This window comes from Flavobacterium fructosi (assembly GCF_042787335.1).
GTDB classification, from domain to species: Bacteria; Bacteroidota; Bacteroidia; order Flavobacteriales; family Flavobacteriaceae; genus Flavobacterium; species Flavobacterium fructosi.
In genome coordinates this window covers 307,442-327,281 of sequence record NZ_JBHZQA010000002.1, presented here as the reverse complement: position 1 = coordinate 327,281, position 19,840 = coordinate 307,442, and the positions used below count along the sequence as shown (strand labels likewise).

General features: G+C 35.0%; 20 protein-coding genes. 11 read left to right on the top strand and 9 right to left on the bottom strand.

The features are described from left to right. Window positions 1–147: 147 nt before the first annotated feature. Window positions 148–615 (bottom strand): DUF6252 domain-containing protein, encoded by a 468-nt coding sequence (locus ACFX5D_RS04365; RefSeq protein WP_379857032.1) that lies wholly within the window; start codon window positions 613–615, stop codon window positions 148–150. 200 nt (window positions 616–815) lie between these two features. Between ACFX5D_RS04365 and ACFX5D_RS04360 the strand changes: the two genes are divergently transcribed. The 7 genes from ACFX5D_RS04360 to ACFX5D_RS04330 all read left to right on the top strand — a co-directional run bounded on the left by ACFX5D_RS04360 (window position 816) and on the right by ACFX5D_RS04330 (window position 6,753). Next, complete coding sequence (locus tag ACFX5D_RS04360) at window positions 816–1,376, top strand: 30S ribosomal protein S16 (RefSeq protein ID WP_379857031.1); 561 nt, start codon at window positions 816–818, stop codon at window positions 1,374–1,376. A 15-nt stretch (window positions 1,377–1,391) separates the two neighbouring features. Beyond that, window positions 1,392–1,916 carry a ribosome maturation factor RimM gene (gene rimM / locus ACFX5D_RS04355; protein ID WP_379857030.1) on the top strand — a complete coding sequence of 175 codons (525 nt, stop codon included), beginning with the start codon at window positions 1,392–1,394 and terminating at the stop codon, window positions 1,914–1,916. Window positions 1,917–1,993: 77 nt separating this feature from the next. Beyond that, window positions 1,994–2,701, top strand: a complete 708-nt coding sequence (locus tag ACFX5D_RS04350; protein ID WP_379857029.1) for a tRNA1(Val) (adenine(37)-N6)-methyltransferase — start codon at window positions 1,994–1,996, stop codon at window positions 2,699–2,701. Window positions 2,702–2,896: 195 nt separating this feature from the next. After that, entirely contained in the window at window positions 2,897–4,075 is a 1,179-nt protein-coding gene (locus ACFX5D_RS04345) for an acyl-CoA dehydrogenase family protein (protein WP_379857028.1), read from the top strand. 92 nt (window positions 4,076–4,167) lie between these two features. Next, window positions 4,168–4,950: a DUF3050 domain-containing protein gene (locus tag ACFX5D_RS04340; protein ID WP_379857027.1), complete on the top strand. Its 783-nt coding sequence runs from the start codon at window positions 4,168–4,170 to the stop codon at window positions 4,948–4,950. Window positions 4,951–5,013: 63 nt separating this feature from the next. Continuing rightward, the gene (locus ACFX5D_RS04335; RefSeq protein ID WP_379857026.1) at window positions 5,014–5,769 is read left to right on the top strand and encodes an SGNH/GDSL hydrolase family protein; all 756 of its coding nucleotides are present in this window, start codon (window positions 5,014–5,016) and stop codon (window positions 5,767–5,769) included. A gap of 87 nt (window positions 5,770–5,856) precedes the next feature. Further along, a complete protein-coding gene (locus tag ACFX5D_RS04330) occupies window positions 5,857–6,753 on the top strand; it encodes a serine/threonine protein phosphatase (RefSeq protein WP_379857025.1) in 897 nt (298 codons plus the stop codon). 31 nt (window positions 6,754–6,784) lie between these two features. Here the strand turns inward: ACFX5D_RS04330 and ACFX5D_RS04325 are convergent, their stop codons facing one another. The 7 genes from ACFX5D_RS04325 to ACFX5D_RS04295 all read right to left on the bottom strand — a co-directional run bounded on the left by ACFX5D_RS04325 (window position 6,785) and on the right by ACFX5D_RS04295 (window position 11,281). Continuing rightward, window positions 6,785–7,102, bottom strand: coding sequence for a 2Fe-2S iron-sulfur cluster-binding family protein (locus ACFX5D_RS04325; RefSeq protein WP_035668621.1), 318 nt, complete (start codon window positions 7,100–7,102; stop codon window positions 6,785–6,787). A gap of 158 nt (window positions 7,103–7,260) precedes the next feature. Beyond that, window positions 7,261–7,500: a NifU family protein gene (locus ACFX5D_RS04320; protein ID WP_073205171.1), complete on the bottom strand. Its 240-nt coding sequence runs from the start codon at window positions 7,498–7,500 to the stop codon at window positions 7,261–7,263. Between the two features lie 67 nt (window positions 7,501–7,567). Further along, the gene (locus ACFX5D_RS04315; protein WP_379857024.1) at window positions 7,568–8,695 is read right to left on the bottom strand and encodes an Mrp/NBP35 family ATP-binding protein; all 1,128 of its coding nucleotides are present in this window, start codon (window positions 8,693–8,695) and stop codon (window positions 7,568–7,570) included. Between the two features lie 198 nt (window positions 8,696–8,893). Then, the gene (locus tag ACFX5D_RS04310) at window positions 8,894–9,220 is read right to left on the bottom strand and encodes an MGMT family protein (protein WP_379857023.1); all 327 of its coding nucleotides are present in this window, start codon (window positions 9,218–9,220) and stop codon (window positions 8,894–8,896) included. A gap of 55 nt (window positions 9,221–9,275) precedes the next feature. After that, complete coding sequence (locus ACFX5D_RS04305) at window positions 9,276–9,914, bottom strand: LysE family transporter (protein WP_379857022.1); 639 nt, start codon at window positions 9,912–9,914, stop codon at window positions 9,276–9,278. Window positions 9,915–9,968: 54 nt separating this feature from the next. Further along, window positions 9,969–10,646, bottom strand: a complete 678-nt coding sequence (trmB, locus tag ACFX5D_RS04300; RefSeq protein WP_379857021.1) for a tRNA (guanosine(46)-N7)-methyltransferase TrmB — start codon at window positions 10,644–10,646, stop codon at window positions 9,969–9,971. 125 nt (window positions 10,647–10,771) lie between these two features. Continuing rightward, window positions 10,772–11,281, bottom strand: a complete 510-nt coding sequence (locus ACFX5D_RS04295) for a nuclear transport factor 2 family protein (protein WP_379857020.1) — start codon at window positions 11,279–11,281, stop codon at window positions 10,772–10,774. A 716-nt stretch (window positions 11,282–11,997) separates the two neighbouring features. On the opposite strand from ACFX5D_RS04295, the gene ACFX5D_RS04290 reads away from it, so the two are divergent. Continuing rightward, window positions 11,998–13,569 carry a L,D-transpeptidase family protein gene (locus ACFX5D_RS04290; RefSeq protein ID WP_379857019.1) on the top strand — a complete coding sequence of 524 codons (1,572 nt, stop codon included), beginning with the start codon at window positions 11,998–12,000 and terminating at the stop codon, window positions 13,567–13,569. Window positions 13,570–13,672: 103 nt separating this feature from the next. On the opposite strand, the gene ACFX5D_RS04285 is transcribed toward ACFX5D_RS04290, so the two are convergent. Continuing rightward, window positions 13,673–13,987 carry an HPF/RaiA family ribosome-associated protein gene (locus tag ACFX5D_RS04285; protein ID WP_379857018.1) on the bottom strand — a complete coding sequence of 105 codons (315 nt, stop codon included), beginning with the start codon at window positions 13,985–13,987 and terminating at the stop codon, window positions 13,673–13,675. Window positions 13,988–14,217: 230 nt separating this feature from the next. Here ACFX5D_RS04285 and ACFX5D_RS04280 point away from each other — a divergent pair, with 230 nt between their 5' ends. The 3 genes from ACFX5D_RS04280 to ACFX5D_RS04270 all read left to right on the top strand — a co-directional run bounded on the left by ACFX5D_RS04280 (window position 14,218) and on the right by ACFX5D_RS04270 (window position 19,807). Next, window positions 14,218–15,822: a L,D-transpeptidase family protein gene (locus ACFX5D_RS04280; protein ID WP_379857017.1), complete on the top strand. Its 1,605-nt coding sequence runs from the start codon at window positions 14,218–14,220 to the stop codon at window positions 15,820–15,822. A gap of 138 nt (window positions 15,823–15,960) precedes the next feature. After that, window positions 15,961–18,006 carry a M13 family metallopeptidase gene (locus ACFX5D_RS04275; RefSeq protein WP_379857016.1) on the top strand — a complete coding sequence of 682 codons (2,046 nt, stop codon included), beginning with the start codon at window positions 15,961–15,963 and terminating at the stop codon, window positions 18,004–18,006. A gap of 193 nt (window positions 18,007–18,199) precedes the next feature. Next, window positions 18,200–19,807 (top strand): L,D-transpeptidase family protein, encoded by a 1,608-nt coding sequence (locus tag ACFX5D_RS04270; protein ID WP_379857015.1) that lies wholly within the window; start codon window positions 18,200–18,202, stop codon window positions 19,805–19,807. Window positions 19,808–19,840 lie beyond the last annotated feature (33 nt).

The window sequence follows — 19,840 nt, the reverse complement described above, 5'->3', positions numbered from 1 at the left end:
TAGAACAAATGTACACCTATTTTTTTCTAATACACTACATATTAGCTTATTTATGTTTTTTATTTTTCAAAAAGGATATGAAAAATATTTAAAAGTAAAATCCAGAACCTATTCAAGATTATAATTTACCTCAATTCACTGAACAAATTACCTCACAGGCACTTTATAAAAAACACCCTGCTGAAAATTTACAACGTCACCTGCTAATGGATTTTTGTACGTGTTTTCTGCATTAAATTTAAATGTGCCGCTAACCGTATTATTCGCAGCATCATATTTAGTTATTACAATTTGACCATCTCCAACACCAAAACCTGTAGAAAATGTTATTAATCCAGTTGGGCCGGATAACACATAGGTCGCAGTTCTGGAAGTACTATTTCCTAAAAAATAACTTTTTTCAATATAAGAATCCAATTTAATGGTTAAAGTCTCGTTTCCGGTATACGCTTCAATAACCAAAGAACCGTTCGTACCTTTAGTTGCCTTACTCTCTATAGCCCTCCAAAAGACACTGTCTTTCATCCCTTGCAAAGAAGGATTATTGAATCGAACATCTTCTTGACACGAAATAAATGCGAAGACAACACTAATAAGTAAAAGATTTTTTTTCATAATAGATGCCATTAACCTAAACAAAAGTAAATCATTTTAAACAGAAAATTTAAAAACAAAAACAAAAAACACACTCGTTTTTTATCTAACCTATTACACCTCATTAAAACACCCATCTGATTTGTATTTATCAATAAAAAACGTATCTTTGCACCCTTAATTAATAGAGGTCGAGTACCTCAAAATTTAATCACAAGATTATGTCAGTAAAAATTAGATTACAAAGACACGGTAAAAAAGGAAAACCTTTTTACTGGGTTGTAGCGGCGGATGCTCGCTCAAAAAGAGATGGTAAATATTTAGAGAAAATCGGTACTTACAATCCAAACACAAACCCAGCAACTATCGATTTAAATATTGATAGTGCAGTAAAATGGTTGCACAATGGTGCTCAACCAACCGATACTGCTAGAGCAATTCTTTCTTACAAAGGAGCTTTATTGAAACATCACCTTGATGGTGGTATTCGTAAAGGGGCGCTAACTCAAGAACAAGCTGATGCAAAATTAGCAACTTGGTTAGAAGAAAAAACAGGAACAGTTGATGCTAAAAAAGAAGGTTTGACAAAAGCACAAGCAGATGTTAAAGCTAAAGCTTTCAAAGCAGAACAAGATGTAAACGCAAAACGCTTAGCTGCAGCTGCACAAGCTGAAGCAGATGCTATTGCTGCTGCAACTCCTGCTGTAGAAGAAGAAGTTGCTGAAGTGGAAGCTGAAGAAGCTCCTGCTGCAGAAGAAAATAACGAAATAACTGAAGCATAATTTTAGAAGGCGAAGATGCGTAAAGAAGATTGTTTCTATTTAGGTAAAATCGCCAAAAAATTTAGTTTCAAAGGGGAAGTTCTTGCCTATTTAGATACGGACGAACCTCAGTTATACGAAAACTTGGAATCAGTGTTTGTTGAATGCAACAAACACTTGGTTCCTTTTTTTATTGAAAATAGCTCCCTTCACAAAAACGATTTTCTTAGAATTCGTTTTGAAGACATGAATACCGAAGAGGATGCCGATGCAATTATAGGTAACGCCATCTATCTGCCTCTAAAAATGTTACCAAAACTTACTGGCAACAAATTCTATTTTCACGAAGTTATTGGTTTTGAAGTTGAAGACAAGCGACTTGGTGTTGTCGGAAAAATTCAATCCATAAACGACACTACCGCCCAACCTCTTTTTGAGGTTTTAAATGGAGATGTAGAAATTCTTATTCCTATGATTGATCATTTTCTGGTCAAAATCGACCGTGAAAACAAGAAAGTTATCATGGATTTACCAGAAGGACTTATTGAAATGTACCTTTAAAATAGTGTTCAGTATTCAGTTTTTAGTGTTCCGTTCCTTAAAAATCGTTAATCTGAAATCTGAAATAAAAATTCTCCATGTTTAGTTTCAAGCAATTCTCAATCCAGCAAGATCGTTGTGCCATGAAAATTGGAACCGACGGGGTTTTACTTGGTGCATGGACCCCAATTGAAAACAATCCTTTTAGTATTTTAGATATTGGAGCGGGAACAGGCGTAATCGCCTTGATGCTGGCACAAAGAAGCAATGCGGAACAAATTGATGCTTTGGAAATCGACGAAGAAGCCTACGAACAATCTGTAGATAATTTTGAAAACTCCCCTTGGAGTGATCGCTTATTTTGTTTTCATGCCGGCTTGGATGAATTTGTAGAAGAACCTGAAGACGAATACGATTTAATTGTTTCCAATCCTCCATTTTATACTGATGATTACAAATCTGACAACGAACAGCGCGATTTAGCCCGTTTTGCTGACGCCATGCCATTTGAAGATTTAATTGAAGCCGCCGACTTGTTACTTTCGGAAAACGGAATTCTTGCTGTAATAATTCCTGTCAAAGAAGAAGAAAATTTCTTGGCTCTAGCCAAAGAGTATGAATTATATCCTTTAAAAATAACCAGAGTTAAAGGAACCGCGACTACCGAAATTAAAAGGAGTTTATTAGCTTTCAGTCGCTATGAAAAAATTGACTTTCCTATTGATGAACTGATTATCGAAACTTCAAGACATCAATATACACCCGAATATATCGAATTGACTAAGGATTTTTATTTGAAAATGTAATGAAAATTAGAGACAATTGGCAACTTTGGTCTTTCAAAACTATCCTTAAACCGTATTAAAAAAGAATACTTTAGCCTTTAATACAGTCCTATTTTTTTAAATTGATACTTTTTAATTAAATTAAAAATATATAACATTTTATAATGCTTTTGTTATATTTCTTTACGTAAATTTGTTCTTTTAAAAATCATAACCATGAAACCAGATTTATTTCAAGCTCCGGATTATTACAACCTTGACGATTTATTAACAGAAGAACACAAATTAGTGCGTGATTCTGCTCGTGCATGGGTAAAACGCGAAGTGTCTCCTATTATTGAAGAATATGCTCAAAAAGCGGAATTCCCAAAACAAATCATAAAAGGTTTGGGCGAAATTGGTGGTTTTGGTCCTTATATTCCCGAGGAGTATGGCGGCGCAGGTTTAGATCAGATATCCTACGGATTAATCATGCAAGAAATAGAACGCGGAGATTCTGGCGTTCGTTCTACCTCATCTGTGCAATCTTCGTTAGTAATGTATCCAATCTGGAAATACGGAAATGAAGAACAACGCATGAAATACTTACCAAAACTAGCTACCGGAGAATACATGGGATGTTTTGGATTAACGGAACCTAACTATGGTTCTGATCCAGGAAGTATGATAACCAACTTTAAAGATATGGGTGATCATTATCTATTGAATGGTGCAAAGATGTGGATTTCAAACGCTCCGTTTGCCGATATTGCAATAGTTTGGGCAAAAAATGAAGAAGGGAGAATTCACGGTTTAATTATAGAGCGAGGAATGAAGGGTTTTACAACTCCTGAAACACATAACAAATGGTCCCTTCGTGCCTCTTCAACAGGAGAGTTAATTTTTGACAATGTAAAAGTACCAAAAGAAAATTTACTACCAAATAAATCTGGATTAGGAGCCCCATTAGGCTGTCTGGATTCGGCACGTTACGGAATTGCCTGGGGTGCTATTGGCGCCGCAATGGACTGTTATGACACCGCTTTACGTTACGCTAAAGAAAGAATTCAGTTTGACAAACCTATCGCAGGAACTCAATTGCAACAAAAGAAATTAGCCGAAATGATTACTGAAATCACCAAAGCACAATTGTTAACTTGGAGATTAGGTGTTTTGAGAAATGAAGGAAGAGCTACAACTGCTCAAATTTCTATGGCAAAAAGAAACAATGTAGATATGGCCATTCACATCGCTCGTGAAGCCAGACAAATGCTTGGCGGAATGGGAATTACCGGAGAGTATTCTATTATGCGTCATATGATGAATTTAGAATCAGTGATTACTTATGAAGGAACTCACGATATTCACTTGTTAATTACAGGTATGGATATCACGGGAATTCCTGCTTTTAAATAGTAATGAACAACTATTAAAGTATTTATAAAATTGATAGTAAAAGCTTCTTGGACACAAGAAGCTTTTTTATATTTACATCAAAAAATACCACTATGAATATTGAAGCAATTAACAAGACGATTCATGCTCAAAAAGAATCGTTGTTACAACATTCCTTATATAAAAAAGTACAAACAATTGAGGATTTGCACACTTTTTTAGAAAACCACGTTTTTGCAGTTTGGGACTTCATGTCCTTATTAAAAGCACTACAATCCAAATTAACTTGCACTACTACTCCCTGGTTTGCTACCGAAAATCCAGAAACAAGATATTTAATTAACGAAATTGTTTTGGCTGAAGAGACCGATCTAACTATGGACGGCCGCCATCAGAGTCATTACGAAATGTATATTGAAGCGATGAAATCTTGTGGCGCCAATACTAATGGGATTGAACATTTTTTAACTGAAGTTCATTCTCTTAACAACGTGTTTGTTGCTATCAAAAAAAGCAATCTACACCCTAACATTAAAGCCTTTTTAGACTTCACTTTCCGAGTAATCGATGAAGGAAAAACACATGAAATTGCTGCAGCATTTACTTTTGGAAGAGAGGACTTGATTCCAAGTATGTTTACCGCAATCCTGAAAAATTTTCAGGAAAATTTTCCCCAAACTGATTTAAGTAAATTGATTTACTATTTTGAAAGACATATCGAATTAGATGCTGACGAACACGGTCCTATGGCGATGAAAATGATAACAGAACTTTGTGGTAATGACCCACAAAAATGGTCTGATGTAGAGGAAGTTTCGATTTTAGCTTTGGAAAAAAGAATCGGACTTTGGGATGCAATCGAAGAAACAATTATGATGAATGTCGAATTGGCATAAAACCAATACTACCAAACAAACGTAACTATTATTTAGAAATAACTCTTTCCAAATTTCAAAATAATGAAAAAACATTTTCAAATAATAGTTACGTTCCTTTTATTACTTTTAATTGCAAGTTGTAGCAGTGAAAATCCAATTCCTAAAACGACTTCTGCACCAACCGTTACAAATCCTACATTAATAACAGTCCCGCAAACACAAAATCAAACCTTTAGCTATTTAGCACTTGGCGACAGTTATACCATTGGTCAAAGTGTATGTGAAACCTGCAGATTTCCGGAACAACTCAAGAAAAGTTTAAGTAATTTAAATCCAAATAATAATTATCCTTTAAAGCTTATTGCGCAAACGGGCTGGACTACCACCAACTTAATTTCGGCTGTTTATTTACAAAACACAAGATCAGATTATGATTTGGTAACCTTACTAATTGGTGTAAACAATCAATATCAAAACAAACCTTTTTCGGTATACGAGAAAGAGTTTCCTGAATTAGTAACTAAAGCTATTGCTTGCGCAAAAGGAGATAAAGGTAATGTCATTGTAGTTTCTATTCCAGATTATGCCTATACCCCCTTTGGCCAAGGTTCTGGAAATCAATTGCGGATTTCTATTGAAATTGATGGATATAATGCTTTCGCCAAAAAATATTGCACAGATAATACTATTGAGTTTACAAACATTACTGATATCACCAGACAAGGATTAACGAATACTAATCTCGTAGCCCAAGACGGATTACATCCTTCGGAATTAGCGTATTCGCTATTTGTAGAACGGATTTTACCCAAAGCCGCTGCGGCAATCCAAAAATAAAAGATCAGTCCACTTATTAAAAAAGTATTCCTTCAATTACCCTTTAATACCAGTTTTTATATATCTTTATTTTTTTAAAACATACAAATGTCTTCCCAAGAACGACTAACAAAAGCCTATAAAGAAGCTAAAAGAATTCCTTTTGATGATCAATCAAAGTTTATTCTATTCAGCGACTGCCACCGGAGCGACAATAGTTTTGCTGATGATTTTGCAAACAATAGAAATGTCTATTTTCATGCAATGAACCAGTATTATAATGATGGTTTTGAATATTGTGAGTTGGGTGACGGCGATGAATTATGGGAAAATATTTTCTTTAAAACCATTTTTGAAGCACATAAAAACGTTTATCTTTTATTAAAGAAATTTCATGATTCTAACAGATACCATAAAATCTGGGGAAATCATGATATGGTTTTTCGGAATAAAGATCATGCAGAAAAAACGCTTTCAACATATATAAATACTCAAAACGACCGAATCGAACCTTTATTTACCGATATAAAATGTCACGAAGCCATCGTTTTAGTCCATAAGGAAACCAATCAAGAACTCTTTTTAACGCATGGTCATCAAGCGGATTTCATGAATTATCTAGGTTGGAAAATCAACCGGTTTATGGTTGCTGTATTATGGAAACCTTTACAAATTTGGGGCATATCTGATCCAACCAGTCCTGCAAAGAACTATGTAGAACGTATAAAAGTCGAACTGCGGATAAAAAAATGGATTGAAAACAACAATCGAAAGATTACTATAGTAGGACATACACATCGCCCTAGTTTTTCGTACCCTAGTCAAAATTCAACCCCTTATTTTAATGACGGGAGCTGCGTACACCCTCGAAGCATTACCGGCATTGAGATTTCAAACGGAACTATCACACTAATAAAATGGTACATCGACACCAAGGACAACGGTATTTTACAAATTGTAAGAGAAGTGCTTGATGGCCCCACCAATCTAAAAGATTATATATAAAAAAAGCGTTCACCAAGATGAACGCTTTACTTTAATTTTCCGGAGCCAATTCCAATTCTAATCCTTCGAGGCTTTCGGTAATTGGGATTTGACAACCCAATCGACTGTTAGATTTTACGTAGAACGCTTCTGAGAGCATCGCTTCTTCATCATCTCCCATTTCAGGTAATGCGACATCATTTAGCACATAACATTGACAAGAAGCACACATGGCCATTCCGCCACAAGTTCCTTCTACAGGTAGTTCATAGGCTTTACATAATTCCATGATGTTCATGGCCATATCTGTGGGAGCCTGTAATTCATGCACTACTCCTTCTCTGTCTTTAATTTTTATTAATACATCCATAAAATCAGCTATGAGTTATAAGTTATGAGTTGTGAGTTTGCGTGAGGGATAAAAGCCAGCTACCGAAGTAGCGCGGATAGCCCGACCGTTTTAAGAAAAAAGGCATATACTCCTTGTATTGAGTAGCTTTTTTCCTTAAAAGGGGCACGCCCTAACATTTATAGGATATTTACAACAGTTTCTATTTGGGGAGCAAATTTTTTGATGGTAGTTTCCACACCGGCTCTCAATGTCATTTGGTTTACACTGCAACTGGTACATGCTCCTTCAAGACGCACTTTTACATGTTTGTCGTCTTCGATAGAAATCAATGTAATATCACCTCCATCAGAGTTCAAAAAAGGTCTGATTTCTTCAAGTGCTTTTTGAACTTCTATTGTTAATTCTTCTGTTGTCATTTTCTTTATTTAAAGATTGAAAGATTAGAAAATTGAAAGATTAAAAATCATTCAATCACTCTAATTTCTATTTTTTTACTGCTGAACAACCTGCCATAGTTGTAATTTTAACCGCTTCAGTCGCCGGCAAATTTTCGTTTCTACTCACTACTTCTTGCACTACATTACGGGTTATTTCTTCGAAAACAGTTTCGATAATTGAACCTGTTTGCATGGCTGCAGGACGACCATAATCTCCCGCTTCACGGATTGATTGTACGATTGGCACTTCTCCAAGGAACGGAACTTCTAAATCTTCTGCAAGATTTCGGGCCCCTTCTTTTCCGAAAATGTAATATTTATTTTCAGGTAATTCTTCTGGTGTGAAGTACGCCATGTTTTCAATAATTCCCAATACAGGTACATTTATTGCCTCAGACATAAACATAGAAACTCCTTTTTTAGCATCGGCCAAAGCTACCGCTTGTGGTGTGCTTACAATCACAACACCGGTAATAGGTAATGACTGTACGATTGAAAGGTGAATATCTCCTGTTCCCGGGGGCAAATCAACCAACATGAAATCCAATTCTCCCCAATCTGCATCAAAAATCATTTGATTTAATGCTTTGGAAGCCATCGGTCCTCTCCATATTACCGCTTGACTTGGTGCTGTAAAAAATCCTATTGAAAGAATTTTTACTTCGTAGCTTTCAACCGGTTTCATTTTTGATTTCCCATCTACCGTTATAGAGATTGGTTTTTCGTTTTCTACGTCGAACATGATTGGCATCGATGGTCCGTAAATATCAGCATCAAGGATCCCTACTGAGAACCCCATTTTAGCCAATGATACCGCTAAATTTGCAGTTACTGTAGATTTTCCTACACCCCCTTTACCAGAGGCAACTCCGATAATGTTTTTTATTCCTGGAATTTGTTTTCCTTTTATTTCTGGTTTGTCTGGAACCTCAACTTTACTATTGATTTTGATTTTAGCCTCCCTAGACACTAATTCAAAAATTGTTTTTTTGATATCGTCTTCCGCTCGCTTTTTAATGTGCATCGCTGGTGTGTGTAATACTAAATCTACTACCACCTCATCGCCAAAAGTAACTACATTCGCTATTGCGCCACTCTCTACCATGTTTTTCCCTTCTCCAGCTATAGTAATCGTTTCTAAAGCTTTAAGAATCTCTTTTCTATCTAATTTCATTTTTAGTTAACTGTTTTCTATTGGCGTGTTACCACCAGAATATTATCTTTATTTAAACTGATTTCAGATTACAAAGATACTGTGAAAAGTTCTTATTATAAAGGATTTGCATTGCATTTATTGATGTGGAAATTGATGGTGGTTATTGATTTTTTTAACAAACACTTCATTTTTGAAGATTAGGATTTAAAGAAGGTCCTAAAATTGTATTTCAGGTTGCCAAAAGTGTTTATCAAAATCCATTATCTGATTATCAACCACAACAATCCCCTCATTTTCCAGTAATTGTTGCATGAGATTTATTCCGTCAAAGTGGAGTTTTCCGGTAAGCAGTCCTTTTCTGTTCACTACCCGATGTGCTGGAACATCTTCCATATTATGGGAAGCGTTCATGGCCCACCCAACCATTCGTGCGGAACGGCCTGTTCCCAATGCCTTGGCAATCGCTCCATAGGACGTGACTTTCCCATAAGGAATTTGTCTGGCCATAGTGTATACTCTTTCGAAAAAATTATCTTCGGACATGAATTTGAGTCTAATAAAAATGGTAACTATGATACTATCCTGAGCTACAGAAGTGCTAAATGCTCATGTAATGTTTTATTATATTGATCAACGTTACGACCGCTATCAATCCAGTTATAGTGCCAATAATGGTGTTCATATTTCGCATCATATAATCCGCTTTGTTTTGTATCTTTCCCAAAAAAGCGATGTAGCAGTAGAAAACCAAAAAAGCTCCCAGCACAACCCCATTCACAAAAATAAAAACGAAAGAGGTATCGAAAGAAAACAAATTATATGAGGATAAGGTAATGCTTACCAAAACATAATACGGAATAGGAAAAAAATTAAGTGCAGAAAGTAACATTCCAAGAAAAAAACGAGAACTTTTACTCTGCTTCTTTATTTTTCCTTTTATCTTCTTTGGTTTTTTGGCTATCAAAAGGAAATAAATGGTTAAGCCTGAAAAAACAACACAACCAATTTCACGCAATAAAAGAACCAGATCAGGGCGATCATCAATAAATCTGGCAAAAAGTATTGCTATATAAGCTTGAAAAAATATTATAATTATCGCTCCAAAAACAAACCATAAAGCACTTTTTTTTCCTTCTTTCAAGTTCACTTTTGCAGCAGTCATATTGAGTAACCCCGGCGGAGTAATCCCTATAAAAGCAGTAATAAAACCGGAAACTAAAGATATAAGTAGATTCATAGACTAAGTATCAGCATTCAAAAAAGAAAAATAATTCCAGTTAAAACCGTAAAACTATTCTTTAATTTTGAATCGAATATACGTAATTGCCTTATTAACTTCCAAATATTGTTTTTCGTAAAAAGTCTGAAAAGCAGTTACTTCTTCCGGACTTCCTTCGTTTACGTAAACATTATGATTGGCGTACAAAACCTCGTGTCCTTCACCATGAAGCAAACCAAGTGTATAACCGTGCATGAATTCACTATCGGTTTTAAGGTTCACAACACCCTCTTTTTTGAGCACTTTTTTATACAATTGCAAAAACTCGGAATTGGTCATTCTGTGTTTTGTTCGTTTGTATTTTATCTGCGGATCTGGAAAAGTTATCCAAATTTCGTCTACTTCATTTTCAGCAAAAATATGATTAATCAACTCGATTTGAGTTCGAATGAAGGCTACATTGTGCAACCCTGTTTCAACAGCTGTTTTAGCACCGCGCCAAAAACGCGCTCCTTTGATATCAATCCCAACAAAATTTTTATTAGGATATCTTTCGGCAAGACCCACAGAATATTCTCCCTTTCCACAACCTAACTCCAACACCAATGGATTATCATTTTTGAAAAATTCAGCGTTCCACTTCCCTTTAAGTGGAAACAAATCCCCTACTACTTCTTCTCTTGTTGGTTGAAAAACGTTATCGAATGTTTCGTTTTCCTTGAATCTCTTTAATTTATTTTTACTTCCCACGCTTTTACAAATATTTCCGCAAAATTAAGGAATTATATAAGACCGAAAGCCGAAGCAAAGAAAAATTAATAAAGACCTTTTTATTAGTACAATTTTTCCATCGCAAAAAAATTAATTCAAAGGCTTTACTGTCTGTCTTTCATTTTTTTCAAAAAAGCATCTTCTATAGGTGTTTTGATTTTTACTACTTCGTTTATATTATCATTTGGTATAGTCGCAGACAGAACATAGTGTTTAATTTTCCATTCCTTGCCTATTTTTACCAAAACTCCTGAACCACGGCAAATTTTCATTTGGGTATTCAGTAATTCGTCAAACCATGCTGTTCTTCCCGTTTCATCAAAATAAACATGGCGTTCCAAAGCAGTAAAACTCCAAGCTTTCCCTTTATCAAAATAAGGTTTTGCCCAAACTTGAAAAGCTGCTTTATTCCAATTTTCAGTAGCATCGGTGCCAATAAAAATAGCGTCATCTGTCATTAAATTAAAATAATTATTAAAATTAGCTGATGCTGCAGCTTTGTGCCAGGAATCTAGCGTGGTATTGATACTTTCTTTTGAAACTGTTTGGTTATCCATCATGCTTTTGCAACCGGATAAAGTTAAAACGATAAGAACAGCCAGTATTTTTTTCATTTGTTTTAGGTATTTATTCATGGTTTTTATTCTATCTGATTTTTATTTTTTCATCTCCATCAACGGTCATTAAATGCAATAAAAAATTAATTTGACTTTTTTACTATTCAAAATAAAGGTATCTAAAAACATTAGAATATGGAATTAATAATACCAAAACTAGTTTGTCTACTGCTTTTGAGTGCACATCGCATTCCTGGCAACTGCACCCTATTAAACCTCATTTTTAAACATATATTTTGGTAACTCCTATAAATTAATTCGAGTAAACCAGTAAGAATTGAGCTCTATTTTTTGATCTACCATCGAATAAAAACAGCTTAAATCTTCTTAATCAGTGTCATCTTCATCAGGATTTTACTATTGTAAAGACGGTAGCACTGGCCTGCTTTTTCTTGCACATTGCTTGTATTTTTACGCCCCCTGACAAAAGCAAGCAGCAAAAATAATTTTACATATTTACTGCTATTTATTTCATAATTTTTGGATTTACATTCATTTAAACGGATAAAAAGTTGAAATTCAAAAACAAACTTAAAATACAAAATATTGATATACAAATACTTATACTTTTACTACTTTTAATTACTCATAAAAAACAAAAATAGGACATACCGTCCAAAAAATGCTCGCCTTTCAAAACAGGTATTTCAACACTTCATTTGACGTATTTTTGTGAAGCCTTAAATGAATTATTACGCTTCAAAGTTTAAACTATGAGAAAGTTACCATTCCCTATTGTAATTATTGTTATGACATTTTTGTTCATAACCGTTTCCTGTAAAAAGCAGGACAAAAAAGAAGCAGAAGCCGCTAAAATCTCTCTCGAAACTCCTTTTGACAGTACCTTGGTAAAAACATTTTTTGTTAATCATCCAAAACTGCAAAAATACCAAGGCGATGTGGAGAAACTGTATCGCAAACATCAATTTCATTATGTTTGGTATGATGATAACGGAATTAATGATTTCGGCAATCTATTATATGACAAACTTAATAACCTGGAAGAAGAAGGTGTTCAGGTCGATGTTCCTTATAAAAATCAATTGGCCGATATTTACGAAGATCCAGACAATGACCAAAAGCCTGATATTGCTGCGGAACTTTTAAGTTCTTCTCTTTACTTTTTTTATGCGGACAAAGTATTTCACGGTATTTCTGCCAATAAAATGAAGGATCTTGAATGGTATCTTCCAAGAAAAAAACAATCCTATGTTAGTTACTTGGATTCGCTTTTAATTGAACCTAATTTGATCAACAAAGACGAAAAGGGCGTATTAAGCCAATATTACCTTCTTAAAAACGTCTTGCAAAAATACCGTGAAATCGAAAAAAAGGGCGGATGGAAAACCATTACCATCGATCCAAATGTAAAGTCGTATAAACCGGGTGATAATTCTACCACAATTGCACAAATCAGACAGCGTTTATTCGTTACAGGAGATATTTCGAGAGATTCTAAAAGTACCGTTTATGATGATGTATTAGCTGACGGAATTTTGAAATACAAATTGAGAAGTGGCAACATTCCCGATAAAATTATTTTGCCGGCACACATCAAAGACATGAATGTTTCTGTTGGGCAGCGCATCAAAACAATTACGGTCAACATGGAACGTTGTCGATGGATTTCAAATGACATCACAAAATCACCAGAATTCATAGTTGTAAATATTCCTGCTTATGAGCTAACTTATTTCAACAATGGAAAACCGGAGTTGCGTTCTAAAGTGGTCGTTGGCAAAGCCTTAAATAAAACGGTCGTATTTAGTGCCGTAATGAAATTTATTGCGTTTAGTCCGTATTGGAATGTACCCACGAGTATTTTAAAAAAGGAGATACTTCCGGCGATAGAAGAAAACGAAAACTATTTAGCGGAGCACAATATGGAATGGCATGATAGTTATGTGAGACAAAAACCGGGGAAAGATAATTCTCTTGGTAAAGTGAAATTTTTGTTTCCTAATTCTAATAATATTTATTTGCACGATACGCCTTCAAAAAGCTTATTCAATAGCGAAGACAGGGCATTTAGCCACGGTTGCATCCGAGTTGCCAAACCAAAAGACCTAGCGAATATCATTTTGAAAAATGATCCAAACTGGACTCCGGAAAAGATTGATGCCGCGATGAACAGCGATACAGAAACCATGTATAGATTAAAAAACAAAATCCCGGTTTATATTGGTTATTTTACCTCTTGGGTAGATGATAAAGGAATGATTCATTTCTATGAAGATATCTACAACAGAGATGAACGATTAGCTTCCTTGATATTTGCGAAATAATCATTTGATTCGATCAGTATAAAATTACTATTCCACAAAAAAATGACATTATCTTTTTTAAGAGATAATGTCATTTTTTTTATGTCTTCCAAAAACGGATTTTTTAGTGTGCTTTCATTTTATCAAAAGTGGTTCCCAAAACTTTTTTCATCTTCTCTAATGACCCTTGAAAAGCTTTCTCCGTTGTATCAGAATGATTAGTGACTACAATAGGCTGCATATTTACAGCACGCACTTCGATAAGACACCGCTTGTCATTAATGCCGGTTTTATCACTATTTTCATCTCCCAGATGCACTTCAAGACGTGTGATTTTATCTTCAAAACGAGCCAGTACTTTTTCTAATTCGCTAGAAAAATAGGCTTCTAACCGTTCGTGTCCTTCAATATTTTTGTCTGTGTTGATTTGAATTTTCATATTTATTTTATGTTTAGTATTGATTCTCAAATTTAACCATCGTGCGGTAAAAACAATGATAATTAGTAAAACCTTGTGAAAACAAAAAGCCTATTTATAGCATAAATCTTAATAATCAGGCAACAGCTGCTCCTATTCATTTATTAATATATTCATAAAAGAGACAAACAATTGTGGATATACTTTATACTGAGAATATATTTTTTTACCTTTATGTATATAGTTGTACTATGAGAAAATATTTTTTATCCATCGTAGTAATTGTATGTGGAGTGTCAGTTACTACAATTTACCGTAACCGAAATGAAAATTTAACGGCTAAAGTATTTTCTATTGCCAAAAATATTCAGGAATACACTTTTGGAAAACCCGAAATCACCGTCAACAAGGCTATAATCACTGACTTTTTTAAGAAATATCCCGAGATAAAAAAATACCAATATCATGTTAATGCTGTGTACAAAAAACGGAATTACAAATCCATTTGGTACGAGGACAACCGAATTATTGATTTGGCCAGTATGTTATATGCCAAAGTAAATCAACTTGAAGAAGATGGTATTGACTCTAAATTTCCCTGTCAAGATAAAATTGAGGGAATATTAGACACAAAATCTATAACAGCGAATCCCTCCGAAACCGACACCGAACTACTGCTGTCTTCTATGTATGTATTTTACGCCAAAAAAGTGTTCTTTGGAATTGACAACGAAAAAATCAGGAAAATCGGATGGTTTTTACCAAAAAAAAATAACTCTTATGACAGCGTGTTGGATTCCTTGTTAACTGATCCCAATTCATTGAATGAAGACAATAAAAACATGCTGGGGCAGTATTATAAACTCCGTGGATTTTTAAAAATATACCGACAAATAGAAAAAAATGGTAATTGGAATCACATAGCCACAGATACTGCTGTAAAATTATACAAACCGAACGACAGCTCAAAAACTATTGGTCAAATCAGACAGCGTCTAAATGTTACTGGAGATTTAAAACAGGATTCCAAAAGTAATGTGTACGATAATGAGTTAATGGTAGGCGTATTAAAATATAAAAAACGAAATGGCTATCAACCGAATTATCTCATTACCAATTGGCAAGTGCAACGAATGAATTTACCTATCCAGAAATACATACAAGCAATTACTGTAAATATGGAACGTTGCCGATGGATGGATCCTGAGTTGACAAATGCCAATGAGTCGATCTTTATAAACATCCCTGCTTTTCAATTGGTTTATACTAAAAATGGTCACACAGAATTAGAGTCTAGTTTATTGGTAGGCAAAAACATTTCTGAAACGGTAGTTTTTAGCAGTTATGTCACTTCGATTGTGTTTAGCCCGTATTGGAATATTCCCCAAAGTATTGTTGAAAATGAATTAACACAAGCGGTGTTTGGTGACAAAGACTATTTAGCCAAGCACAACATGGAATCCACTAAGGAAAAGGTCAGACAAAAACCTGGAGGAAAAAACCCGATGGGATTGGTTAAATTCATGTTCCCGAATCCAAATGATATTTATTTGCACGATACGCCATCCAAAAGTTTATTTGAATTCAACTACAGAGCCTTAAGCCACGGCTGCATCAATATGGACAAGGGCAAGGAATTAGCCCAATTGTTATTAAAAAATGATCCTGAATGGTCCATTGAGCGCATAACTGATGCCATGAAAGGCGAGAAAGAAACCACTTATATGCTAAAAAACAAGGTTTCCATATACATCGGCTATTTTACCACTCGCGTCGATGATAAAGGGGATATTCATTTTTATGAGGATATTTACGATAAAGATGAAAAATTAGCTTCGTTAATTACACAGGAATAGCTTGTAAAGAGGCATCTATTTAAAATCATGTAAATCAACCCTTATTCAATGCCAATAATCTGATTTTCAATGTATTTTATTATTTATATTTGTTTTTAATTTATCTTTAATATCCTAAAAAATTTAAAGATAAATACTATGAAATTCAAATTCTCCTCTTTTAGAACTCTTATTTTATTAGTGTGTTCTATTCTGATTTTTGGTGCGTTCACTAAAATTAAGTCAGACAAAAAATTAGTATCCGGTTTATTCCTCAAAAACATGGATACCTCGGTAAGGCCTGGTGATAATTTTGATGCCTATGTTAATGGTATTTGGATCAAAAACACCAAAATACCGGCAGACAAGCCTTCTTATGGAAATTTCTTTATTCTATATGAGAAGTCACAGGACGATGTGAAAGCCATCATTGGCAATGCTGCAAAAGGCAGTTTTACAGATGGTTCCAATGAACAAAAAATCGGGGATTTCTATGGCGCTTTTATGGATACTATAACTAGAGACCAGATAGGAATTTCACCCTTGCTACCCGAATATAAAAAAATTGACGCCATTGCCAGTTACACTGATTTAGCGAAGTATTTTGGTTATGCTAACAAAACGGGGATTAACACCCCATTTACAATAGCCGTTTTGGAAGATTTTAAAGATCCAATGCATTATATGCTTCTTACATGGCAGTCAGGCTTAGGATTACCCGACAGAGAATATTACTTTATTAAAGATGTTAAATCAATAGAAATACGAAAAAAATATATAATTCACATTCAAAACATGTTACAATTGGGCGGCGTAACAAATCCCGCTGAACTAGCCCCAAAAATTATGGCTTTAGAAACCACCTTAGCTTCTAAACATATGAAAAAAGAACTAACCCGCGATATGGTAAAGCTCTACAATAAATATCCAGTCAAAAATTTAAATCAACTTATGCCTGATTTTGACTGGACTTCCATGCTGAATAATGCGGGAATTATCAACCAGCAAAACATTGTTGTCACACAAATAGAATACCTTAAATCACTCAATGCTATTATAAAAACAACCCCATTAGATACTTGGAAAGGCTACCTAAAATGGAATGTCGTTCATGCATCCGCAATGTCATTAAATACCGCTTTAGACAATGAAAACTTCAATTTTTATGGTAAAGCGCTTTGGGGTATTGAAAAACAAAAACCATTATGGCGAAGAGGTGTAGATAAAGTAAACAACAACCTTGGCGAAATTATAGGCAAAGTATATGTTGAAAAATATTTCCACCCGGAAGCTAAAGCACAAGTAACAATTTTAGTCAAAAATCTTCTTAAGGCTTATGGCGAAAGCATCAAAAACTTGGAATGGATGAGTCCGGAAACCAAAAAACAAGCATTACAAAAATTATCTAAAATCACGCTAAAGATGGGTTACCCTAACAAATGGCGAGATTATTCCAAATTAGAAGTCGTAAAAGGCGACTTGTATGGCAATTTACAAAAATCTACGACCTTTGAATACAACCGACAAATCAACAAACTAGGGAAAACTGTTGATAGAACAGAATGGGGAATGACGCCACAAACCGTAAACGCCTATTACAATCCCCCGTTAAACGAAATTGTTTTTCCGGCCGCTATTCTGCAGCCTCCTTTCTTTGATCCAAACGCAGATGATGCCGTAAATTACGGTGGAATTGGTTCCGTAATTGGACACGAAATCGGACATGGATTTGACGATCAAGGAAGTACTTTTGACGGTAATGGAGTCATGCGCAACTGGTGGACATCAAAAGATTTAGTTGCCTTCAAACAAAAAACAGGCGCATTAATTGCACAATATAACGGTTTCAGAGTATTTCCTGACCTCAATGTTAATGGAGAATTTACGCAAGGCGAAAACATTGGGGATTTAGGAGGCCTATCCATCGCTATAAAAGCTTACAAAATGAGTCTTAACGATAAAAAATCGCCTGTTTTAGATGGTTTCACCGGAGAGCAACGTGTTTTTTTAGGCTGGGGTCAAGTTTGGCTAGAAAAAAGTCGCGATGAGGCATTACGAAGCCAAGTGGCAAACGACCCACACTCCCCCCCCAAATTTAGGATAAATGGCGTTGTGCGCAATATCCCGGAATTCTATACGGCTTTCAATATAAAACCGACTGATTCGCTATACCTCGCTCCAGAGAAAAGAGTTAAAATTTGGTAAATGTGATATTTTTATGTAGCAAATAGCTGTTTATCATATCGTTATATAAATAACAGAACCTCCAGGAAAGTGGAGGTTTTTTTATGTTAAAAATTGTCTTTCAGGAATTTAAGATGAGATTTTACCGATTCCATCCTGCAAATCCGCCTGTCTTTTTTGTACCTTTACTGTTGCAAAAATAAAATCCATTGACATGAAACGTATACTTGTCATATTAATTTTTTCTGTTCCTTACTATCTATTATTGGGTCATTCCTATACTATCAAAGCAAGTAACACTACCCTTCCTTTTTCTACTGTTTCTTTTATTTACAAAAAGTCAATTCCTATTTTAAATGAGCCATTTGACAGCACATTGATTGCTCCTTTTTTTGCCAAATACCCAAAACTAAAATACCTAAAACCAGAAGTAATCAAACTATATCGGAAACACAACTACCAATTCGTTTGGTATGACCGCAATGGCAGGAATGAGTTTGCTGATTTATTGTACAGCAAAATCAACAATTTAGATCAAGAAGGCCTGAAAATTCGTGTCCCTTATAAAGAGAAAATGCAAACCATTTTTCAGGATTATGACAACAGGAAAGAATCAAATATAGAGATAGAACTTCTAATGTCTTCGCTTTATTTTTTCTATTTTAATAGAGTTTTTAAAGGGGTCGATATCCAGAAAACGCAAGAATTAGGTTGGTATCTTCCCCGAAAAAAACAATCGTATGTTAATAGATTAGATTCGTTATTACAAGATCCCAGTTTAATCAACAAGAAAGACAAAGACCTTTTGGGACAATATTACCAATTAAAAGAAGCCTTGCAAAACTATCGGAATATTGAAAAAAAAGGAGGCTGGAGTCCCATTGTTTGGCCAAAAAAAATGAAATCGCTGAAACCGGGAGATACCGCTGATGTCGTTTTGCAAATCAGAAACCGTCTATCCATAACAGGTGATTTAAATTTTGACTCCAAAAAAAATTGGTATGACAATGAACTTTTAGCAGGGGTCCTGCATTACAAGGAACGAAATGCATTTACTCGCGATCCGGATCTTTTGCCTAAACACATCAAGGATATGAATATTCCTGTCAATGAGCACATAAAAACTATCATGGTAAATATGGAACGCTGCCGATGGATTTCTCCCAGTTTGACAAAAACACAACAGTACATTATGGTCAATATCCCTTCCTTCAATCTTACTTATTTCAAAAACGGAAAACCCGCTCTGGAATCTAAAGTTGTAGTAGGAAAATCATTGAATAGAACAGTGGTTTTTAGCGGCCAAATGAGTGAAATTATATTCAGTCCCTATTGGAACGTTCCTTCAAGCATTTTAAGAAAAGAGATTTTGCCGGCTATTGCCAAAAATGCGAACTATCTGGAGGAACACGACATGGAATGGCTTGGTGACAAAGTACGGCAACGACCTGGTCTGGAAAACTCGCTTGGATTGGTAAAGTTCGTATTTCCAAACTCTTTTTCCATTTATATGCATGATACACCTTCAAAAAGCTTATTTAATGAAGAACAACGGGCTTTTAGTCACGGATGCGTCCGAGTAGCGCGTGCCAGGGATTTGGCTGTCGCCATTTTAAAAGACGACAAAAACTGGACTCCCGAAAAAATAGACGCAGCCATGAACAGCGGCTCAGAAAAGACATATACCCTTACAACTAAAATCCCCGTTTATATTGGTTATTTTACCGCTTGGGTCGATCGCGATGGGTCGATTCATTTTTATAATGACATCTACGGCCACGATGATCGACTCTCTGAGTTATTGCTTTCTGATTTATTGTAGAATAATTTTGACAAGCAGTTAGAATTGATTGTT